Annotated in this window: 17 protein-coding genes and 1 riboswitch; of the genes, 4 read left to right on the forward strand and 13 right to left on the reverse strand. The window is 31.5% G+C overall.

The window, feature by feature from the left end:
- Positions 1 to 116: 116 nt before the first annotated feature.
- Together I6L50_RS19510 and I6L50_RS19515 are read right to left on the reverse strand one after the other, a co-directional pair.
- Positions 117 to 521: a hypothetical protein gene (locus I6L50_RS19510; RefSeq protein ID WP_061675032.1), complete on the reverse strand. Its 405-nt coding sequence runs from the start codon at positions 519 to 521 to the stop codon at positions 117 to 119.
- Between the two features lie 150 nt (positions 522 to 671).
- Positions 672 to 1,679, reverse strand: coding sequence for a DUF1835 domain-containing protein (locus I6L50_RS19515; protein WP_219302498.1), 1,008 nt, complete (start codon positions 1,677 to 1,679; stop codon positions 672 to 674).
- Between the two features lie 286 nt (positions 1,680 to 1,965).
- On the opposite strand from I6L50_RS19515, the gene I6L50_RS19520 reads away from it, so the two are divergent.
- The 3 genes from I6L50_RS19520 (at position 1,966) to I6L50_RS19530 (ending at position 3,321) form a co-directional block, all read left to right on the forward strand.
- Entirely contained in the window at positions 1,966 to 2,178 is a 213-nt protein-coding gene (locus tag I6L50_RS19520; protein ID WP_002127657.1) for a hypothetical protein, read from the forward strand.
- 237 nt (positions 2,179 to 2,415) lie between these two features.
- Positions 2,416 to 2,871 (forward strand): MarR family winged helix-turn-helix transcriptional regulator, encoded by a 456-nt coding sequence (locus I6L50_RS19525; protein ID WP_002127658.1) that lies wholly within the window; start codon positions 2,416 to 2,418, stop codon positions 2,869 to 2,871.
- 171 nt (positions 2,872 to 3,042) lie between these two features.
- Positions 3,043 to 3,321 (forward strand): hypothetical protein, encoded by a 279-nt coding sequence (locus tag I6L50_RS19530; protein ID WP_219303758.1) that lies wholly within the window; start codon positions 3,043 to 3,045, stop codon positions 3,319 to 3,321.
- Between the two features lie 127 nt (positions 3,322 to 3,448).
- On the opposite strand, the gene I6L50_RS19535 is transcribed toward I6L50_RS19530, so the two are convergent.
- The 8 genes from I6L50_RS19535 to I6L50_RS19570 all read right to left on the reverse strand — a co-directional run bounded on the left by I6L50_RS19535 (position 3,449) and on the right by I6L50_RS19570 (position 14,231).
- Positions 3,449 to 3,631 carry a hypothetical protein gene (locus I6L50_RS19535; RefSeq protein ID WP_219302500.1) on the reverse strand — a complete coding sequence of 61 codons (183 nt, stop codon included), beginning with the start codon at positions 3,629 to 3,631 and terminating at the stop codon, positions 3,449 to 3,451.
- 1,101 nt (positions 3,632 to 4,732) lie between these two features.
- The gene (locus I6L50_RS19540) at positions 4,733 to 5,500 is read right to left on the reverse strand and encodes a DUF3959 family protein (protein ID WP_219302502.1); all 768 of its coding nucleotides are present in this window, start codon (positions 5,498 to 5,500) and stop codon (positions 4,733 to 4,735) included.
- A gap of 210 nt (positions 5,501 to 5,710) precedes the next feature.
- A complete protein-coding gene (locus I6L50_RS19545; RefSeq protein WP_219302504.1) occupies positions 5,711 to 8,092 on the reverse strand; it encodes a pPIWI_RE module domain-containing protein in 2,382 nt (793 codons plus the stop codon).
- A 331-nt stretch (positions 8,093 to 8,423) separates the two neighbouring features.
- Positions 8,424 to 9,110 (reverse strand): thiaminase II, encoded by a 687-nt coding sequence (gene tenA, locus I6L50_RS19550; protein WP_219302506.1) that lies wholly within the window; start codon positions 9,108 to 9,110, stop codon positions 8,424 to 8,426.
- A 124-nt stretch (positions 9,111 to 9,234) separates the two neighbouring features.
- Positions 9,235 to 9,340, reverse strand: a riboswitch (TPP riboswitch).
- 73 nt (positions 9,341 to 9,413) lie between these two features.
- Positions 9,414 to 10,328 carry a D-alanine--D-alanine ligase gene (gene ddlB, locus I6L50_RS19555; protein WP_002013134.1) on the reverse strand — a complete coding sequence of 305 codons (915 nt, stop codon included), beginning with the start codon at positions 10,326 to 10,328 and terminating at the stop codon, positions 9,414 to 9,416.
- A 4-nt stretch (positions 10,329 to 10,332) separates the two neighbouring features.
- The gene (gene pdxR, locus I6L50_RS19560) at positions 10,333 to 11,781 is read right to left on the reverse strand and encodes a MocR-like pyridoxine biosynthesis transcription factor PdxR (RefSeq protein ID WP_219302508.1); all 1,449 of its coding nucleotides are present in this window, start codon (positions 11,779 to 11,781) and stop codon (positions 10,333 to 10,335) included.
- A gap of 96 nt (positions 11,782 to 11,877) precedes the next feature.
- Positions 11,878 to 12,903: a homoserine dehydrogenase gene (locus I6L50_RS19565; protein ID WP_219302510.1), complete on the reverse strand. Its 1,026-nt coding sequence runs from the start codon at positions 12,901 to 12,903 to the stop codon at positions 11,878 to 11,880.
- A gap of 86 nt (positions 12,904 to 12,989) precedes the next feature.
- Positions 12,990 to 14,231: an esterase/lipase family protein gene (locus I6L50_RS19570; RefSeq protein WP_219302512.1), complete on the reverse strand. Its 1,242-nt coding sequence runs from the start codon at positions 14,229 to 14,231 to the stop codon at positions 12,990 to 12,992.
- 279 nt (positions 14,232 to 14,510) lie between these two features.
- Between I6L50_RS19570 and I6L50_RS19575 the strand changes: the two genes are divergently transcribed.
- Positions 14,511 to 14,852, forward strand: a complete 342-nt coding sequence (locus I6L50_RS19575; RefSeq protein WP_219302514.1) for a DUF3914 domain-containing protein — start codon at positions 14,511 to 14,513, stop codon at positions 14,850 to 14,852.
- A gap of 76 nt (positions 14,853 to 14,928) precedes the next feature.
- Here the strand turns inward: I6L50_RS19575 and I6L50_RS19580 are convergent, their stop codons facing one another.
- The 3 genes from I6L50_RS19580 to I6L50_RS19590 are packed head-to-tail and all read right to left on the reverse strand — an operon-like array spanning position 14,929 to position 18,343.
- Complete coding sequence (locus I6L50_RS19580; protein WP_088291903.1) at positions 14,929 to 15,612, reverse strand: lipoprotein BA_5634 family protein; 684 nt, start codon at positions 15,610 to 15,612, stop codon at positions 14,929 to 14,931.
- Positions 15,613 to 15,666: 54 nt separating this feature from the next.
- A complete protein-coding gene (locus I6L50_RS19585) occupies positions 15,667 to 17,598 on the reverse strand; it encodes an FtsX-like permease family protein (protein WP_113936349.1) in 1,932 nt (643 codons plus the stop codon).
- Positions 17,573 to 18,343: an ABC transporter ATP-binding protein gene (locus I6L50_RS19590; protein WP_002147481.1), complete on the reverse strand. Its 771-nt coding sequence runs from the start codon at positions 18,341 to 18,343 to the stop codon at positions 17,573 to 17,575. Before I6L50_RS19590 ends, I6L50_RS19585 begins: the two co-directional genes overlap by 26 nt.
- Positions 18,344 to 18,435: the final 92 nt, after the last annotated feature.

The raw sequence follows: 18,435 nt of genomic DNA on the forward strand, positions 1-18,435 counted from the left end.
TTGAATTATACTTCAATGAAAACTAGAAAATTGTAAATTTTTAATTAAAATCTTACTTCGTATATTGAAAAATAAAAAAGTGAGAGAGTAAAATTATTCTACTCTCTCACTTCCTATTATGCGAAGCACATAAAATTACTAATTTGTTGATATCGATAACTTACTTTACGACGACGACCACCTTGCCAAGTGTAACCTGAAACCCCGCTTCTTCTTACCTCGGTTGGAAAGAACCATAAATCTCTTCCGAAAGGACCAGGTCGATGTAAACGTAAATAGCCCCATCTTCCTAGACAGTTACACATCCAAGATTTCATATTGCCTGCTTGTGCTGGAGAAGCAAATGTGGACGGTAACGACGGAGCTTGTGACGGTGGTGGTGATGTTGGAGCATCTTCCGCATCATCTGGTCTATAGTCTTCTAGTTCAACCTCTCTAACTTCGATATCAGGTTCATATCCGTATTGTTGTGGATTATAATACATCGTTTGATCATATGGATAATTTTGTTCGTTATACATATTAACAAATCACCTTCTTTTCATCCATTACCTTTAACATTCATATGTGATATGACACCTATCGGAAGCTTATGTATAGCCCAAATTAAACTAAAAAAAAAGCTCGTATCTTTTTTTCAAAAATACGAGCTTTTTTATAAACAGAATATATTATTTTTTTTTCAACTTCACACTATAAAAACGCATTTCCTCTAATAAACCTTCAAATTCAAATACCTCTTGTTTAATTAATACTTTCAAGCGATACTCTAAGAAAGTATCCCCAACTAATTGCTCTACAAGGCCAAGCGCTTCACCAATTACTCTCGGAGCTTTAAGGAAGTCTTTATCAGCACCTACTTTTTTCGCACACTCAATAATGAATTGGTCAAAATATTCTTCTTGTACAGAATGCACTTCATTATCTTTCCAAACTCTTAAAAATTCCATGCTATTCGATAAACTATCCCACTCGTGTTCAAGATTCACTCTGCTTTTTTTAGTTAAAAACGGTGATTCTGCAAAACTATTTTGGAAAGTAGCTAAACTTTCGGGCGATAATTCTCCCGTTCCACGTATATCATACTCTTGGTTTAATATTTCTCTACTCATTTCAGATGTATTAATGATTCGAATATTTTTCTTACCTTTTAATTGCGCCATTACAAAACAAAGGCCTACATGTTCATGTGCGTTATCTGCCTTCCAAATGGTAATCGGTGTTTCATTAGGAATAGAATGTAGCTCTTCTAAAGTTTCCATAAATTTCGGTAAATATTCTTCTTCAAAATAACTATCATAAGAAGTTAAGTTGTTTAATAACCATTGCTGTCTTGCGAGTTGCCCTTTATTCGTATGTAATTGATTAATCGGTCCAATTGAAAAGAATTCAGAGAATGCAACAACACTCTCCTCAAATAGTTCTTCTTGACTTAACATATATTTTAAACACCCAGTTGTTGAATCATCAAAAGCGATATGAATGTGTGTACTTTCTTTTACATTCTTTTTATAAGATGTATTACTCGTTAGTTGCTTAGGTATACTTATCAAGTGTTTAATCGTATCTTCACTATAGTTCTCTTCTAATAAATCTAATTGTATAAGAATGCTTTGCAGTAAATGTTTTGCTTCATCTTCGTACATATCCTCTACAACATTTTTGATTTTATCTATCATGTAAATCCCTCTATTCATTACTAAAATAACGTAGATTATAGTGTATCATTTTAGTAACGGTGTTTTAAAGTTTTTTATAGATTATATCTAATTATAATTTCATATTAGTACAGTGATATATTAGCGTTAGTTTATGTTTATTTCGTATAGATGTTAACATTTCAGTACACTTCTTCTATTACACATCACTTTCACAGTATTTTTTATTTATTTTTAAAACGCTTTGTAAATTCTTTTATTTAAATGTATATTTATATAGAAAATAAAAATTACAGGAGCAATATCTATGGAGAAAGTACATACTTATTACAAACATTATTTAAAAAATTGGAGATTTATGTTCATTTGCATATTACCTGCTGTTGCTTTATTATACACTTTCGATGTCATCTTTGAACTACTGTTCCACCAAGATTTCTACTTGTCTAATTTAATATCTGCCATAATATTATTTTTATTATTTATTAATATTAAAGATAAGTTTCAAGTCAAAGATTAAAGAAATTTATGATAACTTCTGTTTTAATTTTGAATACTTTATTTTTGAAAGTGCTCTGCTTTATCAAAAGGTGATGCGACGTTCATCACCTTTTTTTATTTCTACAAAATGAATTTTTCATTAGATTTTTTATCAATATCGTTTATTGACTTTCCCTACAATTTGATTCAAAATAAAATAGTTCAGCGATGAACAATTTCGAGTTGAATTATTTTAAAATGAAAGGAAGTTATTACTTTGAGTCTACATAAACAAGGTATCAAACAAGCCAGTGAAATTGTCCATTCATTTGTAAAAATAAACAAAGAAATTATAAAGTTTACTCATCAAAACGCTTCTACGTTAGGATTAACAGTTCAACAAATGGGCATCTTAAATTCAATTTATGCAACTCCTAATACTACTCTTAAAGATATCTCAGAACGCCTTTCAGTTCCTAAAAGCACAATGAGTGTAAATGTAGATGAGTTAGTTAATTTAGGATTAATTGAGCGAAAACAATCACATGAAGATCGTAGAGAAATACAATTAAAAGTAACAACAAAAGGACAAGAAATATCTAAGAGATCCATTGAAAACTCTACTTCTTATAAAGCAATGGAACTAGCACTAGAACAACTGTCTGAAGAAGATATCCAAACCTTATTACGTATCCATAATGACTTACTAAATTCTCTACAACATTTTAAATAATTCGTCTCAATCATAAATCAAAACCAATCTGATTTTTTGTTTTTGATTTATGAAACAGCTAGCTTTTGCTAGCTGTTCTTTTTATGGTTCTTTATCATTCTCTTGAGATTAAATGACTAGAACAAGCATACCTTGTCATATGTTTTAAAAAAGATAAGGGACGTGACAACATTGGATAACAATAACAATCAATTTGTTTTTCATACAATAAAAAGTTCGGCAATTAAAAAATTTGTAATTATCGATTTAATTACTGGAACAGGAATTTATTGGACCGTTAATTTCATCTCCTCAAGTGCATTACTTGCAATTATTAGTTGTGTTTTGGGAACAAAAAAAATAAAAAAATGCAACAGTCTTAAAACTCCAAACAAAAATCTATCTGACCAAAATGAAATTTCTATAACAAACCGTTATGTTTCTGCTTGCAATCTTTATAGTAGTTTTTGAATGGGTGTCTTTCCTTTTTAAATGTGCCCTTATATTTCTTTAGAAACTCATCATCCGACATAACTTTCACGTCAACGGTTTCAGGCATTTTCTTCATCCTATTTAATTTCTCTCATACCGTTTCCCTTCACTTGTCCACTTCTTCTTTATCTTCCCAAATCGGTATTTTTTCTTGTCCACCTCTTTTTTTCGGTTGTATATCAAGGGATCTATCCAACTGGTGTAACTCTTCACCAGTTGGGCACGCTTTATTCATTAGCTGAATGACTGTAATAATAACGTCTATCTTTTCGCTCGATGATATCGTCAATTTCGTATGTGACTTGAGTTCGTTATTCTTTTATTAGTCTCATATCATTCATCTACAAGGCTACCTTAATCGCCATATTTAGTGCTTTCGATTAGTTAGCGTCTTTTATATTCCACGTAATTGTGTGATATTCATTATTTTTTTCTCCTTTGCTTCACTGATTAACTGGGTGATTTCATATACACCATATAGAATATATTCCACCAGACTTCACTCCTTGAATACTTTTCAAAAAAACAATACATACTATTTTCAAGCCGCTGTATCCACGGCTGGTACTTCTTTCTTTTGTTACAGCGAAGCAGATAGGTTCTTCACTTATCTGCTTTCTCTGTATATTTTTAAAAACATCGTAAACACTACCTACAAGCTGTTTGAACTATCAGCTTCACTCTTCTTGTAATGGGAAAGCAAATTATCACAATTGACTAACTCATTCGACTAACTGGCAGACAACTAAAATTGTTATCTGCTTTGTGTATGAGATTTTATATTTTACATATACTAGTTTTGAACCTGTAGACCAATACGAGCCATTTTGGTGTTTTGAATTTCCTTTCTTGGGATAAGTATATTTTACTTATCCCTTTTTTATTGTATAGATAAATACACTTAGGTTAACAATAATTACAAGCAGATTTTCTGTTTATTCGTAGTTCTAAACCAAAATGTTTTTCTCCTTTAATGGACAGTAGGTACGACTGCTTGTCCTTTTTTATTTATATTTCATACGCTCTTTTTTGACTGCTTCGAATCACTCTATCCTCTTCATCGAAATAAATAGCCCTAAATAAGAATGACCAATATGCGGTACTATATCTCCATCAAATAAAACAAAGGGATTTTCCAAATAGTCGATGTTTGCAACCATATAAAATAGGCAGTTTCTGATTACCCAGAAACCGCCATACATAAAGATTTGTTAAGTATTAATTTCTTCTCATTACTAAAATGTATTATGTAACTACTAGTAGTTTATATATTTCACTGGATAATTGCTAATAAACATGTGAGAGATAAAAAAGCACACAGAGGAATATATAAAACCCCTTAGTGATTTATCAATTTTACGATAAATCATTAAGGGGTTAGTGGAATTTATTATGCATTATACCTATTTTTTCGACGTTCCATCCTAGTTTGACCTTGAACAGTACTTTCTTTATATTGATCTATTTGCTCTGCCATTTCATATGTTACAACTGGTTCTTCGTTATTACGCTCATGCATTGTTTCTGACCTTTTACGTTTAGAACCTTTTCCACCAAACTTAAATAATTTCATCTTAAATTTCGGTAATCTTGGAAAGCGGATCTTAAATGATAGCCTTTTACGTTTCTTTTTTTGTTTAAATAAATTAGTATTTTCTTTATTAGTGTCTTTCTCTTTACGGTGTAATAACATCGCAAGTAATCCACCTAATATAAGTCCTCCAACTAAAAGGAGAATATATAAATAATGGCTTGTCATTAAATTCATCATACGCTCAAGTATGACTAACGACTGCACTTCTTTTATATCCCATAGTAACGCGGCCCATAATGAGAATAAGCCCAAAGTAAGCCCGTATGTACGAAACCGGAATAAACACGGAATTAACGCAATGCAAGCGGCGATTTTCGCGTTCGCTATTATTGAACTTATTGAAATATCCTGATTCCAAATAACTAACAGTAGTGTTATAAATGGTGCATAGGCTATCCAGCTACATATACGTGAATATATCTTTTTCGCAAAGTAACTACCGAAACTAGTAAAAAATAAAAGTCCTCCAATATATAAAGATTGTTCAAGAGGGATTTGCTTTAACATTCCTGCAATTGGAAAGAGGCCGCTCAGTAGCATTAATAATACATCTAATTTCTTCACAATTCCCCATTCCTTTCAAATTTTCTTTTCAATTAATAAAAATCGCTTTTCCATATGATGTAGTTTTTGTATTTCTAAAAAACATCTTAATCCTGTATGTAAATAAAGTAAATATGAAACCGAAAATATACATGACAAATCATATCTATATTTACAATGAAAAATGACAAATCCTGCTCATTATTACTAGCAGGATTTGTACACTATTTTTTATATTAATATCAATGTATCTTCTTTTTCTAAAATTATTACATCTTCATCTAATTCGTCATCGAATTCTTTAAACTCCCTTGAATCAATATCGGTAGTATAATTTTTAATTAATTTAGCCATATGCATTACATGCGTATTATGAATATTTTGTTCTGACAGCAAGGTTGATTTACGGCACATGTAATGTATCATTTTGGCGATTTCTTCTCTCTCTTCAGATTTTACACCAAGCGGGATAACTTCGAGTATGTACTGATGTACTATCTCATTACAATCTAATTCGTATGCAGCCGTGCTATAGTAAATTCCCATTTGATCTACAAATAATCTCGTTTCATTCATAACATGTTCTTGGTCTCTAACAATATAGTTCGGTACATCTGAGTTAGTATTAATTCTAATTATGTTTATATCCTCTTTTAAATTTGAGATTATTTCAGGTGAAACCCCAATATTAACGCTTTTATTTTGCAATTCCTCTAGCCAATATTTCCTCATATTGGCATCTACAATAAAATAAACTTCTTTATTTTGTTTATGTGCATCTTGTGAAATTTCAACTAATGTTTCTGACATAAATTGTTTAAAACTGACTCCTATATCATTCCTTTTTGATGGTTGTGGTAAAAACACTTTATTATTACCTATATTTAATAAAGTATGATCAATTGTGCCCCATTCTTCTTGACCATATAATTTATATAATATTTCTCTCCCATTTATTTTTGAAAAAATAGGTAAGAAATCATATTTAGACATTTTCTCAATTGATAAATTTACAATTATCCCCGGTAATTTTATCTTATTCCAACTACACTTTAAGAACCCCTTTTGTTCTAACAAACTAAGAATGGCATTAATAATTTCTTTTTTAGATACACTTTGTCCGATAAATAAATTAATAAATGCTGAAATACGTTCCGTTTGAGCGAATCCTTCCCGAATAATTTGCTTTGGATTAATTTTTTCGCGACCATCACAATTTTTTATTGCAATTAATGCTAATTTCATTTCATTTTGCTCACCTGCCGTAGCATGTACAGCTTTTACGACATCGCCTACTAGTTTCTTTTTGTTTTTATGGCTATATTGCATTCTATATGGATTTTGTAACAATTTTCCAATGTTATATCTTACTATTTTTAACAACACCGGATTGTCTGCATTTAATACATAGGAGGAATCTCCGTTTTGAGCTAAAACTATTTTGCTATCTAATAACGCTTGTTCTATCTCTATTACTATATCATCTGACCATACTTCTAACGTAATTGTGTCTAATCCCTTTGGTGCAAATAAAGGTAATAACTCATTCTCATTATTAGTTAATACTTTTTTACCCTCTGGAAGTAATGTGAAGTATGGGAATATTCGTTGGAATTCATTAAAAAGTTCCTCTTTTTCTCTTACTTTTATACCAAATTTTATTTTTGTTCCTTGAACTTTATATATATTTTCGTTATATGGAAGAAGTACTCTTACATTAGTTCCTCTAATATACTCTTTCGGACATTGGAGAATGCGCTCTAATTTAACTTCTCCCCCTATCCTATAATCATCTTTTAAATTTCTAAAACGTTTAATCCACTTTATTCCTTTTTCAGCTTGTTGCACTTTTAACTTTATAAACCTTTGCTGTTTCTTATTTAATTCAAATTCAGGAGTTGAAATCAGTATTTGGCTCCGCTTTCGCCCTAAAAGTATAGAAATATCTTTATGATTATATTGTTGATAAAACCGCCTAATCCCTACGGATACTTTTAATAGCGGAATATTCTCACCTCCACGAGTTATGTATTCAAACCGATATACATAAGCGAAATAATCATGTGTTTCTTCATCTTTAATTGGCTCAGACATCGCTTCAGAAATATGTTGTGATCGCAGTGGCGAAAAATATATTTCTTCCTCATTTTTATTTTCCATACGTAAAGGCTGTTCGCAAAAGATATGAGTAATTAGAGCCGGTACCCATTTAGAAAACGTTTTTTTATCATGTAATACTGGTAAATTACTAATTAAATCATGTTGCCATTCTAAATGTGGTGGATCTATTAATTTATTCGGTTTCCAATCACGAATAACCTCATACCAGCTTTGGAAAATATAGTCTAACTGTTCTTGTCTCATTGGTTCCTTAGCCACAATCCAAGGTGTATCTTCCTTTAATATATATGGATTATGCTGAATGAATAATATATCAGAAAACATTTCATACAATCTTTCATTTACAAGTTTTAATTTGCTCGTTAATAAAAATGTTCTATAATGTATCTCTACAATCTCAAGCCATTCAATAGGAAAATAAATATACGATACTTTCTCATTATAGAGGGGTTCTACTATATTTTTAAATGCTAATAACTGTAATTTTTCCATATTATTAATACTTCCTCTCTTAATTTATATTGATCATGAATAATACTAGAAAAGATACCAATTTTTTAAGCATTAACGAATCAAATTTTAACCAAGCGCATTAAAGGAAATAGCTAAATTACATTTAGTTATTTAAATAAAACATTATTAAAATCAAATTAATATAAAATAACTATTAACATATAACTACCTCCTTATGGGACTTTATATTATAAAATCATTATAATAAATTATTATATTTTTTATCTATGATTTACAAAAAAATTACAGAAACTAAATATAATAAAAGGTATCGCCTCTTTATATAGCGATACCTTTTATATACTCTTAATTAAATAACACCTTTAACTTCTTCATTCATCGGCCATTTTTCTAATGAATATGCCATTTCCCAAAATGAATATTCATATTGACTACTAAAAATAAAATGTTGTCTCATACGATTACGGTCTGCCTCTGTTACCTTTTCAGCAATCGTATCTAATCGTGTGATTTGCTCTTCTACTAGCGTATGGAACCAATCAGATCCATATGCAGAAATCCATTCTTGATAAATTGGCTCTTCTGGTTGACATTCTTTTAATCGTTCACCGATTTCATAATATAACCAATAACAAGGTAAAATAGCCGCAATAATATCTCCTAAATGCCCTTCATAAGCTGCACGATACATATGAGATGTATATGCATATGCAGTTGGCGCAGGAATAAAATTATCTTTTTCTTCTTTTGTAATCCCTAATTTCTTTGCGAAATTCTCATGTAATGATAACTCAGCTTCATACGTATTTTGTGCATGGTGTGCCATACGAGCTGTCGTTTCTAATTCAAGAGCCTTTGCAGCACCTAACGTTTGTACTCTAGCAAAATGACTCAAATAATAAGAATCTTGAAGCACATAATATCGAAAACTAGCTAAATCTAATGTTCCTTCGCCTAGTTTTTTTACAAAAGGATGGTTAAAACTTGCTTCCCAAATTGAATCTACTTCTTTACGTAATGCTTGTGAAAAAGTCATTTAAATCCCTCCAAATAATGTAAAAAATATACGTATTTATCCACAATTATTAAAGCTGTAAAATAAAAAAACTTTCTTTACAGGCGTAAAGAAAGTGAAATTGACAGCATATATTCGTTAAATAGCAACGTCTTTCCCACTTCCCTACGCTGGCATTAACCAGATCAGGTACTAAGAGTCTCAAAATTTCATCTGATCTCAGCCTATAAAAGGCCCCCCTAGTGGATAAATATTTAGTTGTCGTATTGTAATTATCATAGCATAATTCATGGAACTGTCAAAAGAATTAATTATATAACTATCTTAAAAACCTTCTTCTTTCCTTACTTTTAATGAAGTTTCAATTATCATATCTAATAGTTTGCTATAATTAATTCCCGCTGCTTCCGCACTTTTTGGTAGTAAACTTGATTGTGTCATCCCTGGTAATGTATTAACTTCCATTACATATGGAATTCCTTCCTTCACCATCATATCAACCCTTGCATAAACACTACATTTTAATGCTTTATAACAAGCCAGTGACGCTTTATTTACACGTTCCTTTATTTCAGCTGGAAGTTCAATAACTTCTTCAACTGTACTAGTATCATCATATTTTGCATTATAGTCAAAGAACACAGCAGCATGTCGAATCGAAATGATAGGTAACTGTTGCCCATCAAAAATTGAACATGTAATCTCGTCACCTTTTATATACTTCTCAATTACTACTTCAGAATCCCATTCGAATACAGTTTCCAGCATAGAGATTAATTCATTTTTATCATAGACAATCTTAACTCCAACACTTGAGCCGCCAGAGTTTGGTTTTACCACTAACGGAAATCCTAATTTATCTAACTCCTCAAGCTTTAGATCCTCCATTTTTGTAAGTTCAATCCAATCTGGTGTTTCTACTCCTTCATAACGCAAAATCTTTTTCGAAATATTTTTGTCCATACATATACCGCTAGATAACATATTGCTACCGCTATAAGGAATACCTAAACTCTCTAGCGTCCCTTGAACTGTACCATCTTCTCCGTACTTTCCGTGTAATGCTAGCAATGCAAAATCAATGTCTTTCGCTTTTTCAATTAAATCCATTTTTTCATTTAACGTAATTGGAACGATTTCATATTTACTCTTATCTAAATGTGCAATCATTTCATTCCCAGTCATAATTGATACTTGTTTTTCAGAGGATACTCCTCCCATAATAACGCCAATTCTCATTTTCTCAACTCCAAGTTTCATTTTTTAAAGTTTCACCAATTATTTGAATCCCTCTAACAATTTCCTGTTCTTTCAAACGTGAAAATCCTAATCGGAATGTGTTCGCTCCTCCTCCATCAGAGTAAAAAACATCACCAGGAGAAAACGTAACTCCTTTCTCATAACACTTTTGTAAAAGTGTGCGGGCTTGAATTTTTTCTTCCAACTCTATAAACAAATGAAGTCCACCGTCTCCAGTCATTCTTTTAAACGGAATGTACTGATTACACGCCCCAACAGCTAACTCATATTTTTTCTTATAAACAGATCTTGCTTTTTTTAAATATTTTTCAAAATATCCTTCATGTAAATATTGAAACAGAACAGCTTGATCTAACGTAGATGTGTGAATGGTTCTGGCTCTTTTAACACTTTCTAAATAATGTATCAGTTCTTTATCTGCAATGATCCAACCTACACGTAAACCAGGGAAAAGTACCTTTGAAAAGCTACTAATATAAATCACATTATTACCAGCCCCTGCAAAAGTTAATAATGGCGATAAATGTGAACCCGAATAACGTAATTCTTCATTAAACCCATCCTCTATAATAGGGATCTTGTATTTTGAAAATAACCTCATCAATTCCGTTCTTTTCTCCGAACTCGTAACAATACCAGTTGGATTATGATAAGAAGGGATTAAATACGCGAAATCAAAATCCTTTTCACGCAAACTTTTTTCTACTTCATTCGTATCAATACCATCATCATTCATATTAATTCCATGAACTTCAAGTCCATGTAAACGAAAAAGCTTCAATGCAGCATGGTGAGTTGGGTTCTCACAAATAACACGCCCTGATTTCTTCGATAAAGAAGATAACACAATATCTAATCCTTCTGTAAATCCATTTGTAATTAGAATATCTTTGTTCGAAATATCTACACCTTTCATTTCCATGTAATGAAGTAAATAATTCATTAACGGTCTATAACCTTTTGCATATCCGTAGTTCAATACGATATCCCCTTCAATGGACATACGAGTAAGAAAAGCTCTTTTGAAATTTTCAACATCAAATAGCTTTTCGTCCGGGGCTATACTATTAAAAACAATCATTCCTTTTTCCCAGCGAACTCCATGCTTCATTAAGTCTAATTCATCCGCTAATGTGGTAACTGTATTAAGTTTATTTTTCCAATCTATTTCAACAGACGAGGTGTTACTTATATCCACCTTCGCAACGAAATTTCCTTTTCCTTTAACTGCATAAATGAGTCCTTCTTGTTCTAAATCCGCATATGCAGAGAGTACTGTATTTCTGCTCACTGATAATAATTCACTCAGTTCCCTTGTTGATGGGATTTTTTGGTCCCCCAACAAATGCCCTTTCATAATCATCTTTTTTAAATAATCCTTTAATTGAATATAAACGGGACGATCTTTTACAACTTTAAAATCTTTAAACAATTTCTTACCCCCTGCAATTATTTTTGCATATTTATTTCATTCTCAAAAGGTCCACTACATATGTATTTTTTATTAATAGCGGTACGGTTATAAAGCCTATAAATCATTTCGATATAAATTGATTACATCTTTTAAAGCAGCAGCTGCAGCTCCGCGTGGATTAGAAGCTCCACCAATTGTAGTGACTTGTCCCATTGTATCTGTAAAGAACGTAATTCCTTTTTCCGTGCCATTTATATTTGCTAACGGATGTTCTTTCTCTAAATTACAAGGTTGTACACTAAGGTTTACTTTTCCATTATCATCTTTATATGCTGATGCAATTAATTTAATTGATTTATTTTGTTTCTTTGCATTTTGAATTTGTTGCGTTGTAACGTGCTCTATTCCGTTTATTTTTATATCTTTGAGTGAATAATCGTTTCCCATTAAACTATTCGTCAAAAATAATAATTTACAAGCGCTATCCATCCCGCTTATATCTAATAACGGGTTAGTCTCCGCAATTCCTTTATTTTGTGCTTCTTGCAATGCTTCTTCAAACGTCTTATATTCTTCATGCATCTTTGTAAGAATATAATTTGTTGTCCCGTTCAATATTCCTTCTATTTTTTCAATATGGCAACCTGCTAAACTTAGTTGTCCTATGTCTAATGTCGGTAACGCAGCGGCAGTTGCACCGCTATATCGAATGCGTGAGCCTGAAATACGTGCTGCTGTATTCAGTTCACTCCAAGCTGTAACAAGTGCACCTTTTGAAATAGCTACTATATCCATTTGTTTTTCAATAGCTTGTTTCATATACTGTTTCCCTGGATTTCCATTTTTAAGATTTGTAGCAGTTGATTCAACCAATACAGTACCATTTATATTAATCGTTCCGCGTTCCTCTGGATAATGTTCGATATATTTTTCAATTGCAGCAGAACCATCACCATACGTCAATAAATCATTAATCTGCAAACCTTTCCCGTTATGTATTGCAATATTTCTTCCTATCACTCCACTAACAACTAAGTCAATTCCATATGTTTCATTTATATATAAATATTTTTCATTTAATAATTTTATAAACTCTCTTCCTACTGTCCCGTATCCTGATAATACAATTTGAATTTTCATAATATCCCCCCATATCTTTATACCAAATCCCTCTTTCAATATAATATAAAGCGCCCTCGAATTCCATCGAGAGCGCTTTATATTATCTATTTCGGTAGACGTGATAATTTTCCAACAATTGTTCTATAAAACTCTTGAATGTTAGAAAAACCTAACGTGTCTGAAACACTAAGCCCTACCATATCAAGATGGTCCCAATTTGCTTTCGTTTCAATATGATTCCATTTTCCAATTTGTAAAGACTCATTATTATTTACAAAAGTATTAGACGCAGGCGCAATCATAGAATTTGTATTTACTACACCATCGTTTTGCCACCAAGAAGTATCTATTAATGGTCGGTTTTCTTCATATCTTGCATAAGAGCCTAAGAAGAATGCATTCCCCATTAGCACTTTATTCATTGTTATATGCGGTAGATGCAAACCTGTTATAGGTGCTGCTTGCGATGCATGTCCACTATAGGATAAGTAATATACATCCGATTGCGTCTTTACCCAATTATTTAACTCCTTTGCTCCATCAGTACTTAAATCCCATTGACTAATATCTTTTGTATTCTCCCAAATTGAACTATTTAAAATACGATCAGTATATTGGAAAAAGGACTCTCCAGCATATTTTTTCATACCCCATTGATCCAATTTAAAATCATATAATGATAAATTATTGTTTCCTCCTAAACTCGCAGCTGTAATGAGAAAATCTTTAACGAATGGCAATAGAAGACTCCCGTCTGCAAGTGTTGTCCCATTATGAGGAGTTGCTAAAGTTGTAACACTATGAACATACGATTTACCGCCTTCAAATAGTGGTGATATCTTTGCGTTCGGATGATTTTTCACATGATTTTTTTCTTCATAACTGCCTTCTTTTAATAACTGCACTAATGTTCTTGTCGTTTGTCCACCCATACTATGCCCAACTAAATGAACTTTATTTGTTTCACTCCAATTCGGTGCAAATCCACTATAAGTTCTACCAAAACGATTATGTCCATGTTTCTCAGCATGCGCCGCGCCGTAGTCTACTGTTCCACCGTTAATTTGCGCGTATAATTCACATGCACGGTCCCAGTTACTAGAAACTGGCCCAACAGCTGCAGTATGTACTGTATAACCATTTCTTTTTAAATCTTCTTGTATATCATGAACACCACCCCAATATTTTACCCCTAGCATTTCCTCTCTACCCCATCCAGCAAATCCATTCACTAAAATGATAGGATAATTATTTTGTTGTCTCTCTTCAGCGTATGTTGTTTTCGCTGCGAATGAACAAACAGTCACTAATGTAAAAAAACATACTTTTAAAAATAACTTCCCCATACTTTCTCCCCCCTAATTAAACGCTTTCATTTTTCTGTGAAAAAGATTGGCACAATCAGTTTTTAACTTAAACATAATGTAAAGTATTTTATATACGTTGTATATATAGACAACATACACAAATGTTGATAAATATTAATTCAAGGAAACATTTACTTTTTACAATACAACTTGTAAATCTGATTATTTGAATTTATAATTGAATATAGTTTCCTCATGTCAAATGGATTTAATAATCATAAGAAAACTTATTTCATTACTCGAAAAGGAGGAAAAAGCATGCAAATTGAATCAAACATTCATACATTATCTCAACCTACTAAAATAACTCCATCTATTCTTGAGCATAATACTCTCTCTTCTACTAAACTTGAAGGTAAGAAAGCGGATGATCCTATCAAGTTCGATATTCGTTCCTCTGAAAAAGAAATGAAACAGCCTGAGCATAAATTTAACGAATTAGATTTATGGAAGATGTTAAAGGATAAAGGTGTTCCTTTATGGATCATCCTTGAAATGCTACAAAAGTCTCGTAAAGAAAAAGAAGCTCAAAATAATTCAGTTCAAAATTCAAATACGATTGAAGAAACGAGTGAGGCCCGATTAGATGAAGTAATGTAAAGCATAATATTTGATTGGTCTATAAACTAAAAAGAGTTCAAGATTGATAAAGTTTTTATCAACCTTGAACTCTTTTTTAAGATTTTTCTCCAATCGTTACAAATTGAAAAGATACTTCTCCTTCCAAACCTTTAATTAGCCTTGTTACTTTGACATTTTCATTAACCAATGTATTATCTGTCGACATTTTAGGTTTTTCATCTCCTAAAGATTTTTTCAGATGAAGAAGGTGCATTTTCGTTTCATTTACCTTTATTTCTTTATACACACTATTTTGTGCTACAATCACATACCATTGCGTTGGATATTTACGAGTGTTACCTATCCAAGCGTCACTATCGTATGAAACTGGAATCTCTTTTCCTTCTAATTCAATACTTTTCATATTCTTTTCGTCTTCATGTGTAAACAACAGCGAACCTTCTTTTGGGAATTTCGGTAACGTATCTATAATATAATTGGAGCCATTATCTCGTTTACGAAAAACTTTTTCTTTAATCAATGCTTGTGCTGTAGATTCATTTAAAATTAATACCTGTCCATTTCCAACTTTACCTTTTTTCACAGAAAACACTTCATTTTCTTTCGTAATTTCTTGATAACGATTAATAATTGGTGAAATTTTATTTTCATCTCCAATGATTAATAAACCGTTTGCAGGAAATGGATTTTCCTTTTTAGAGCATGCACTAAAACTTATTAAAAGTAGTATCGTTAACATAAAAATAGTTAAAGTTCTTTTCATCGCGTTTCCTTTCATCATACAGTTCATTTTTTCCACATACTTTAATGTAGTCTTACAAGCTAATAAACTCTATTGCTCCATAACTTTATAAAGCTTTTGTAGGTAACGCCAACGAGTTATAAAGAAATATAAAACTTGTATACATATAAATGAAATTAAAATAACGATCGAGCTATTTAAAATAGAAAAATCGACTAATTGTTGCAGTGCCGTATACGCAACTACAGTATGAATCACTGCAATGATAATCGGTAAGAAGAACATTAATACTAACTGTCTCGTTACAATTTTTTTTAATTCTCGTTTACTTAATCCCATTTTCGAAATCATTTTATATTGCTGTTGATCGCGATCCAAATCAGTATATAATCGGAAATAAATAAAACTAGCAGCAAATGTAAAGAAAACGATTCCGACTAAAATACTTGCCATAAGTAATAAACCATTCTTTTGTTTTGCCTCCAACAAGTTTAATGTTAAAGCTTCAAAGTAGAAATCTCTGTCCCTAAGATCTTTATCGAATACATTCTTTAATTGATTTGAAATCTCTTTCGTTTTTATCCAATCATCTACAACAAATCCGTAAGTACGATGTTGAATATTTTCATCTTTTGGATTACTTGTATGAGGAATTTCATCATACACATGATCTTGAACAGCAATATAAATACTACTAGGATCATGTGGTAAAACTAAATTTCCCACAGTTTTTTTCACACGAAATGTCTTTGTCCAATCTCCTTGAATGACTTCAATATTTTTTTTATAGTCACCATTTTTAAATTCTTGTTTTTGTGACACCCTCCCAGGGATTAGTAAAATTTCATCTTCTTTTTCAATCGTTTCTTGTTGGTACCCGAGTGCTCTCGTAAGTTCGTTATATTCACTTAATTTCAATACATTTACGTTACTTTCTGTAAATTTATTTGAAGATGAAGCCATTCGGTACGGAATATTTGCATCCTCAAGATGTTTTTTTATAATAGAGAGATGTTTATCTACCAATTTGTTGTTTTCAGAGCTTTCATACAGAAATGTATATGGGTTTGTCATCCATACTAAATTCCTATTACCAAGAGCAGCTGTTGTACCGATTGCTGTAAATGCAACTGCTGAAATAATAGATACAATGAAAAACATCGTTGCGTTATCTTTCATACGGTAAATTAGTTCTGAAAATGTTAATATATTTGTTCGCTTTAAAAAGAATGATTCACTTCTTTTAGCAAGATACAATATATACACGCTACACTGTGTATATAAAAAGTACGTTCCTATAATAACTAGAAGTACACCCATTCCGAGCGTAATAAAATTAGTACTTGGGATAAAGCGAAATACTGAAATATATCCATAGCCTACACTAATTAAAGAAAGTAGCGATAATAGAATTGAAGCTTTCGGTTCAGGCTTTGGCTTTTCCTCTGCTTGAATAAGTTCCACAAGTTCCGTTACTTTTATCATTTTAAAAGTAACAAGCGAAACAATTAAAAATAATAAAAGAAATGTGATGAATGTTAATAATACCGCCTGCACTGGTATATAAAAAGGTAAACCATTACTAATCATTAATACACTTGCGCTTATCAATAACACTAGTTTAGAAAATATGAGTCCGATGAAAATCCCTATACAAATTGACCCAAGTCCAATTAACATATTTTCAATTAATAATAATTTCTTAAGCTGCCTCATTGACATTCCTTGCATCATTAAAATGCCAAATTCTTTCTTACGTGTTTTTAAAAATGAACTTACTGAATATAAAATAAAGAAAAATGAAAATACAAAAATCAAGCCTTGCGAAATTGTAAATCCTAATGTTCCAAATGCACTTATTGTTGTACTCGTCGATTTTAATTCCCCTTGTAAATCAGGATGAAATAATAAAAGGGCATACGTAAAGAAAATCATAATAGAAAATGCACAACTTAAAAAATGGGCAGCGTATGTACGCTTATTACGAAAAATATTATTAAATGCGAACTGACGAAAAGTCATGCCTTTTCCCTCCTAACAAAGAAAGGACATCCATAATCTTTTGATAAAAGGCTTGCCTGCTGTCACCGCAATAAATTTCGTTATATAATTGACCATCTTTAATAAAGATAACTCTGCTGCAAAAACTCGCTGCATACGGATCATGTGTAACTAACATCATCGTAGCTTTTTCTTCTTTATTTAAAGTATCTAGCATCTCCATTACATCATTTGAAGATTTAGAGTCTAAATTCCCTGTTGGTTCATCTGCAAGTAATAATTGAGGCTTATGAACAATTGCACGAGCAATTGCTGTTCTTTGAGCTTGCCCCCCTGAAATTTCAAAAGTTCTTTTACTCAATATATCTGTAATATTTAATTTCTCTGCAATTTCTTCAACTCGTTTGTTCATTTCTTGTACAGAAACACCATCTAATGTCATCGGCAATACGATATTTTCCTTTACTGTAAGTGTGCTAAGTAAATTAAATGATTGAAAAACAAATCCTAATTGTTTCCTACGGAATAAAGCCAAATTATCTGATGTCAACTGGAAAGGATTTGTACCATTTATTAATATTTCTCCCGATGTTGGAGAGTCGATAGTAGATACCATATTTAATAACGTTGTTTTCCCGCTCCCTGATGGCCCCATAATCCCTATAAATTCACCTTCTTGAATTGATAAATCAATATCTACCAATGCTTTAAAAGGTACTTTCCCTTTATATACTTTACTAATACTTTTTGCATGTAGAATTTCCATTTATATTCTCCCTTCATTTGCACTTCTCACAATATAGTGTAAATGAATTGTCTTATAGCACATATTGATTCATCTTTCATTTATCTTACACG

Origin of the sequence: Bacillus sp. FDAARGOS_1420 (assembly GCF_019344915.1) — a bacterium.
Taxonomy (GTDB): domain Bacteria; phylum Bacillota; class Bacilli; order Bacillales; family Bacillaceae_G; genus Bacillus_A; species Bacillus_A mycoides.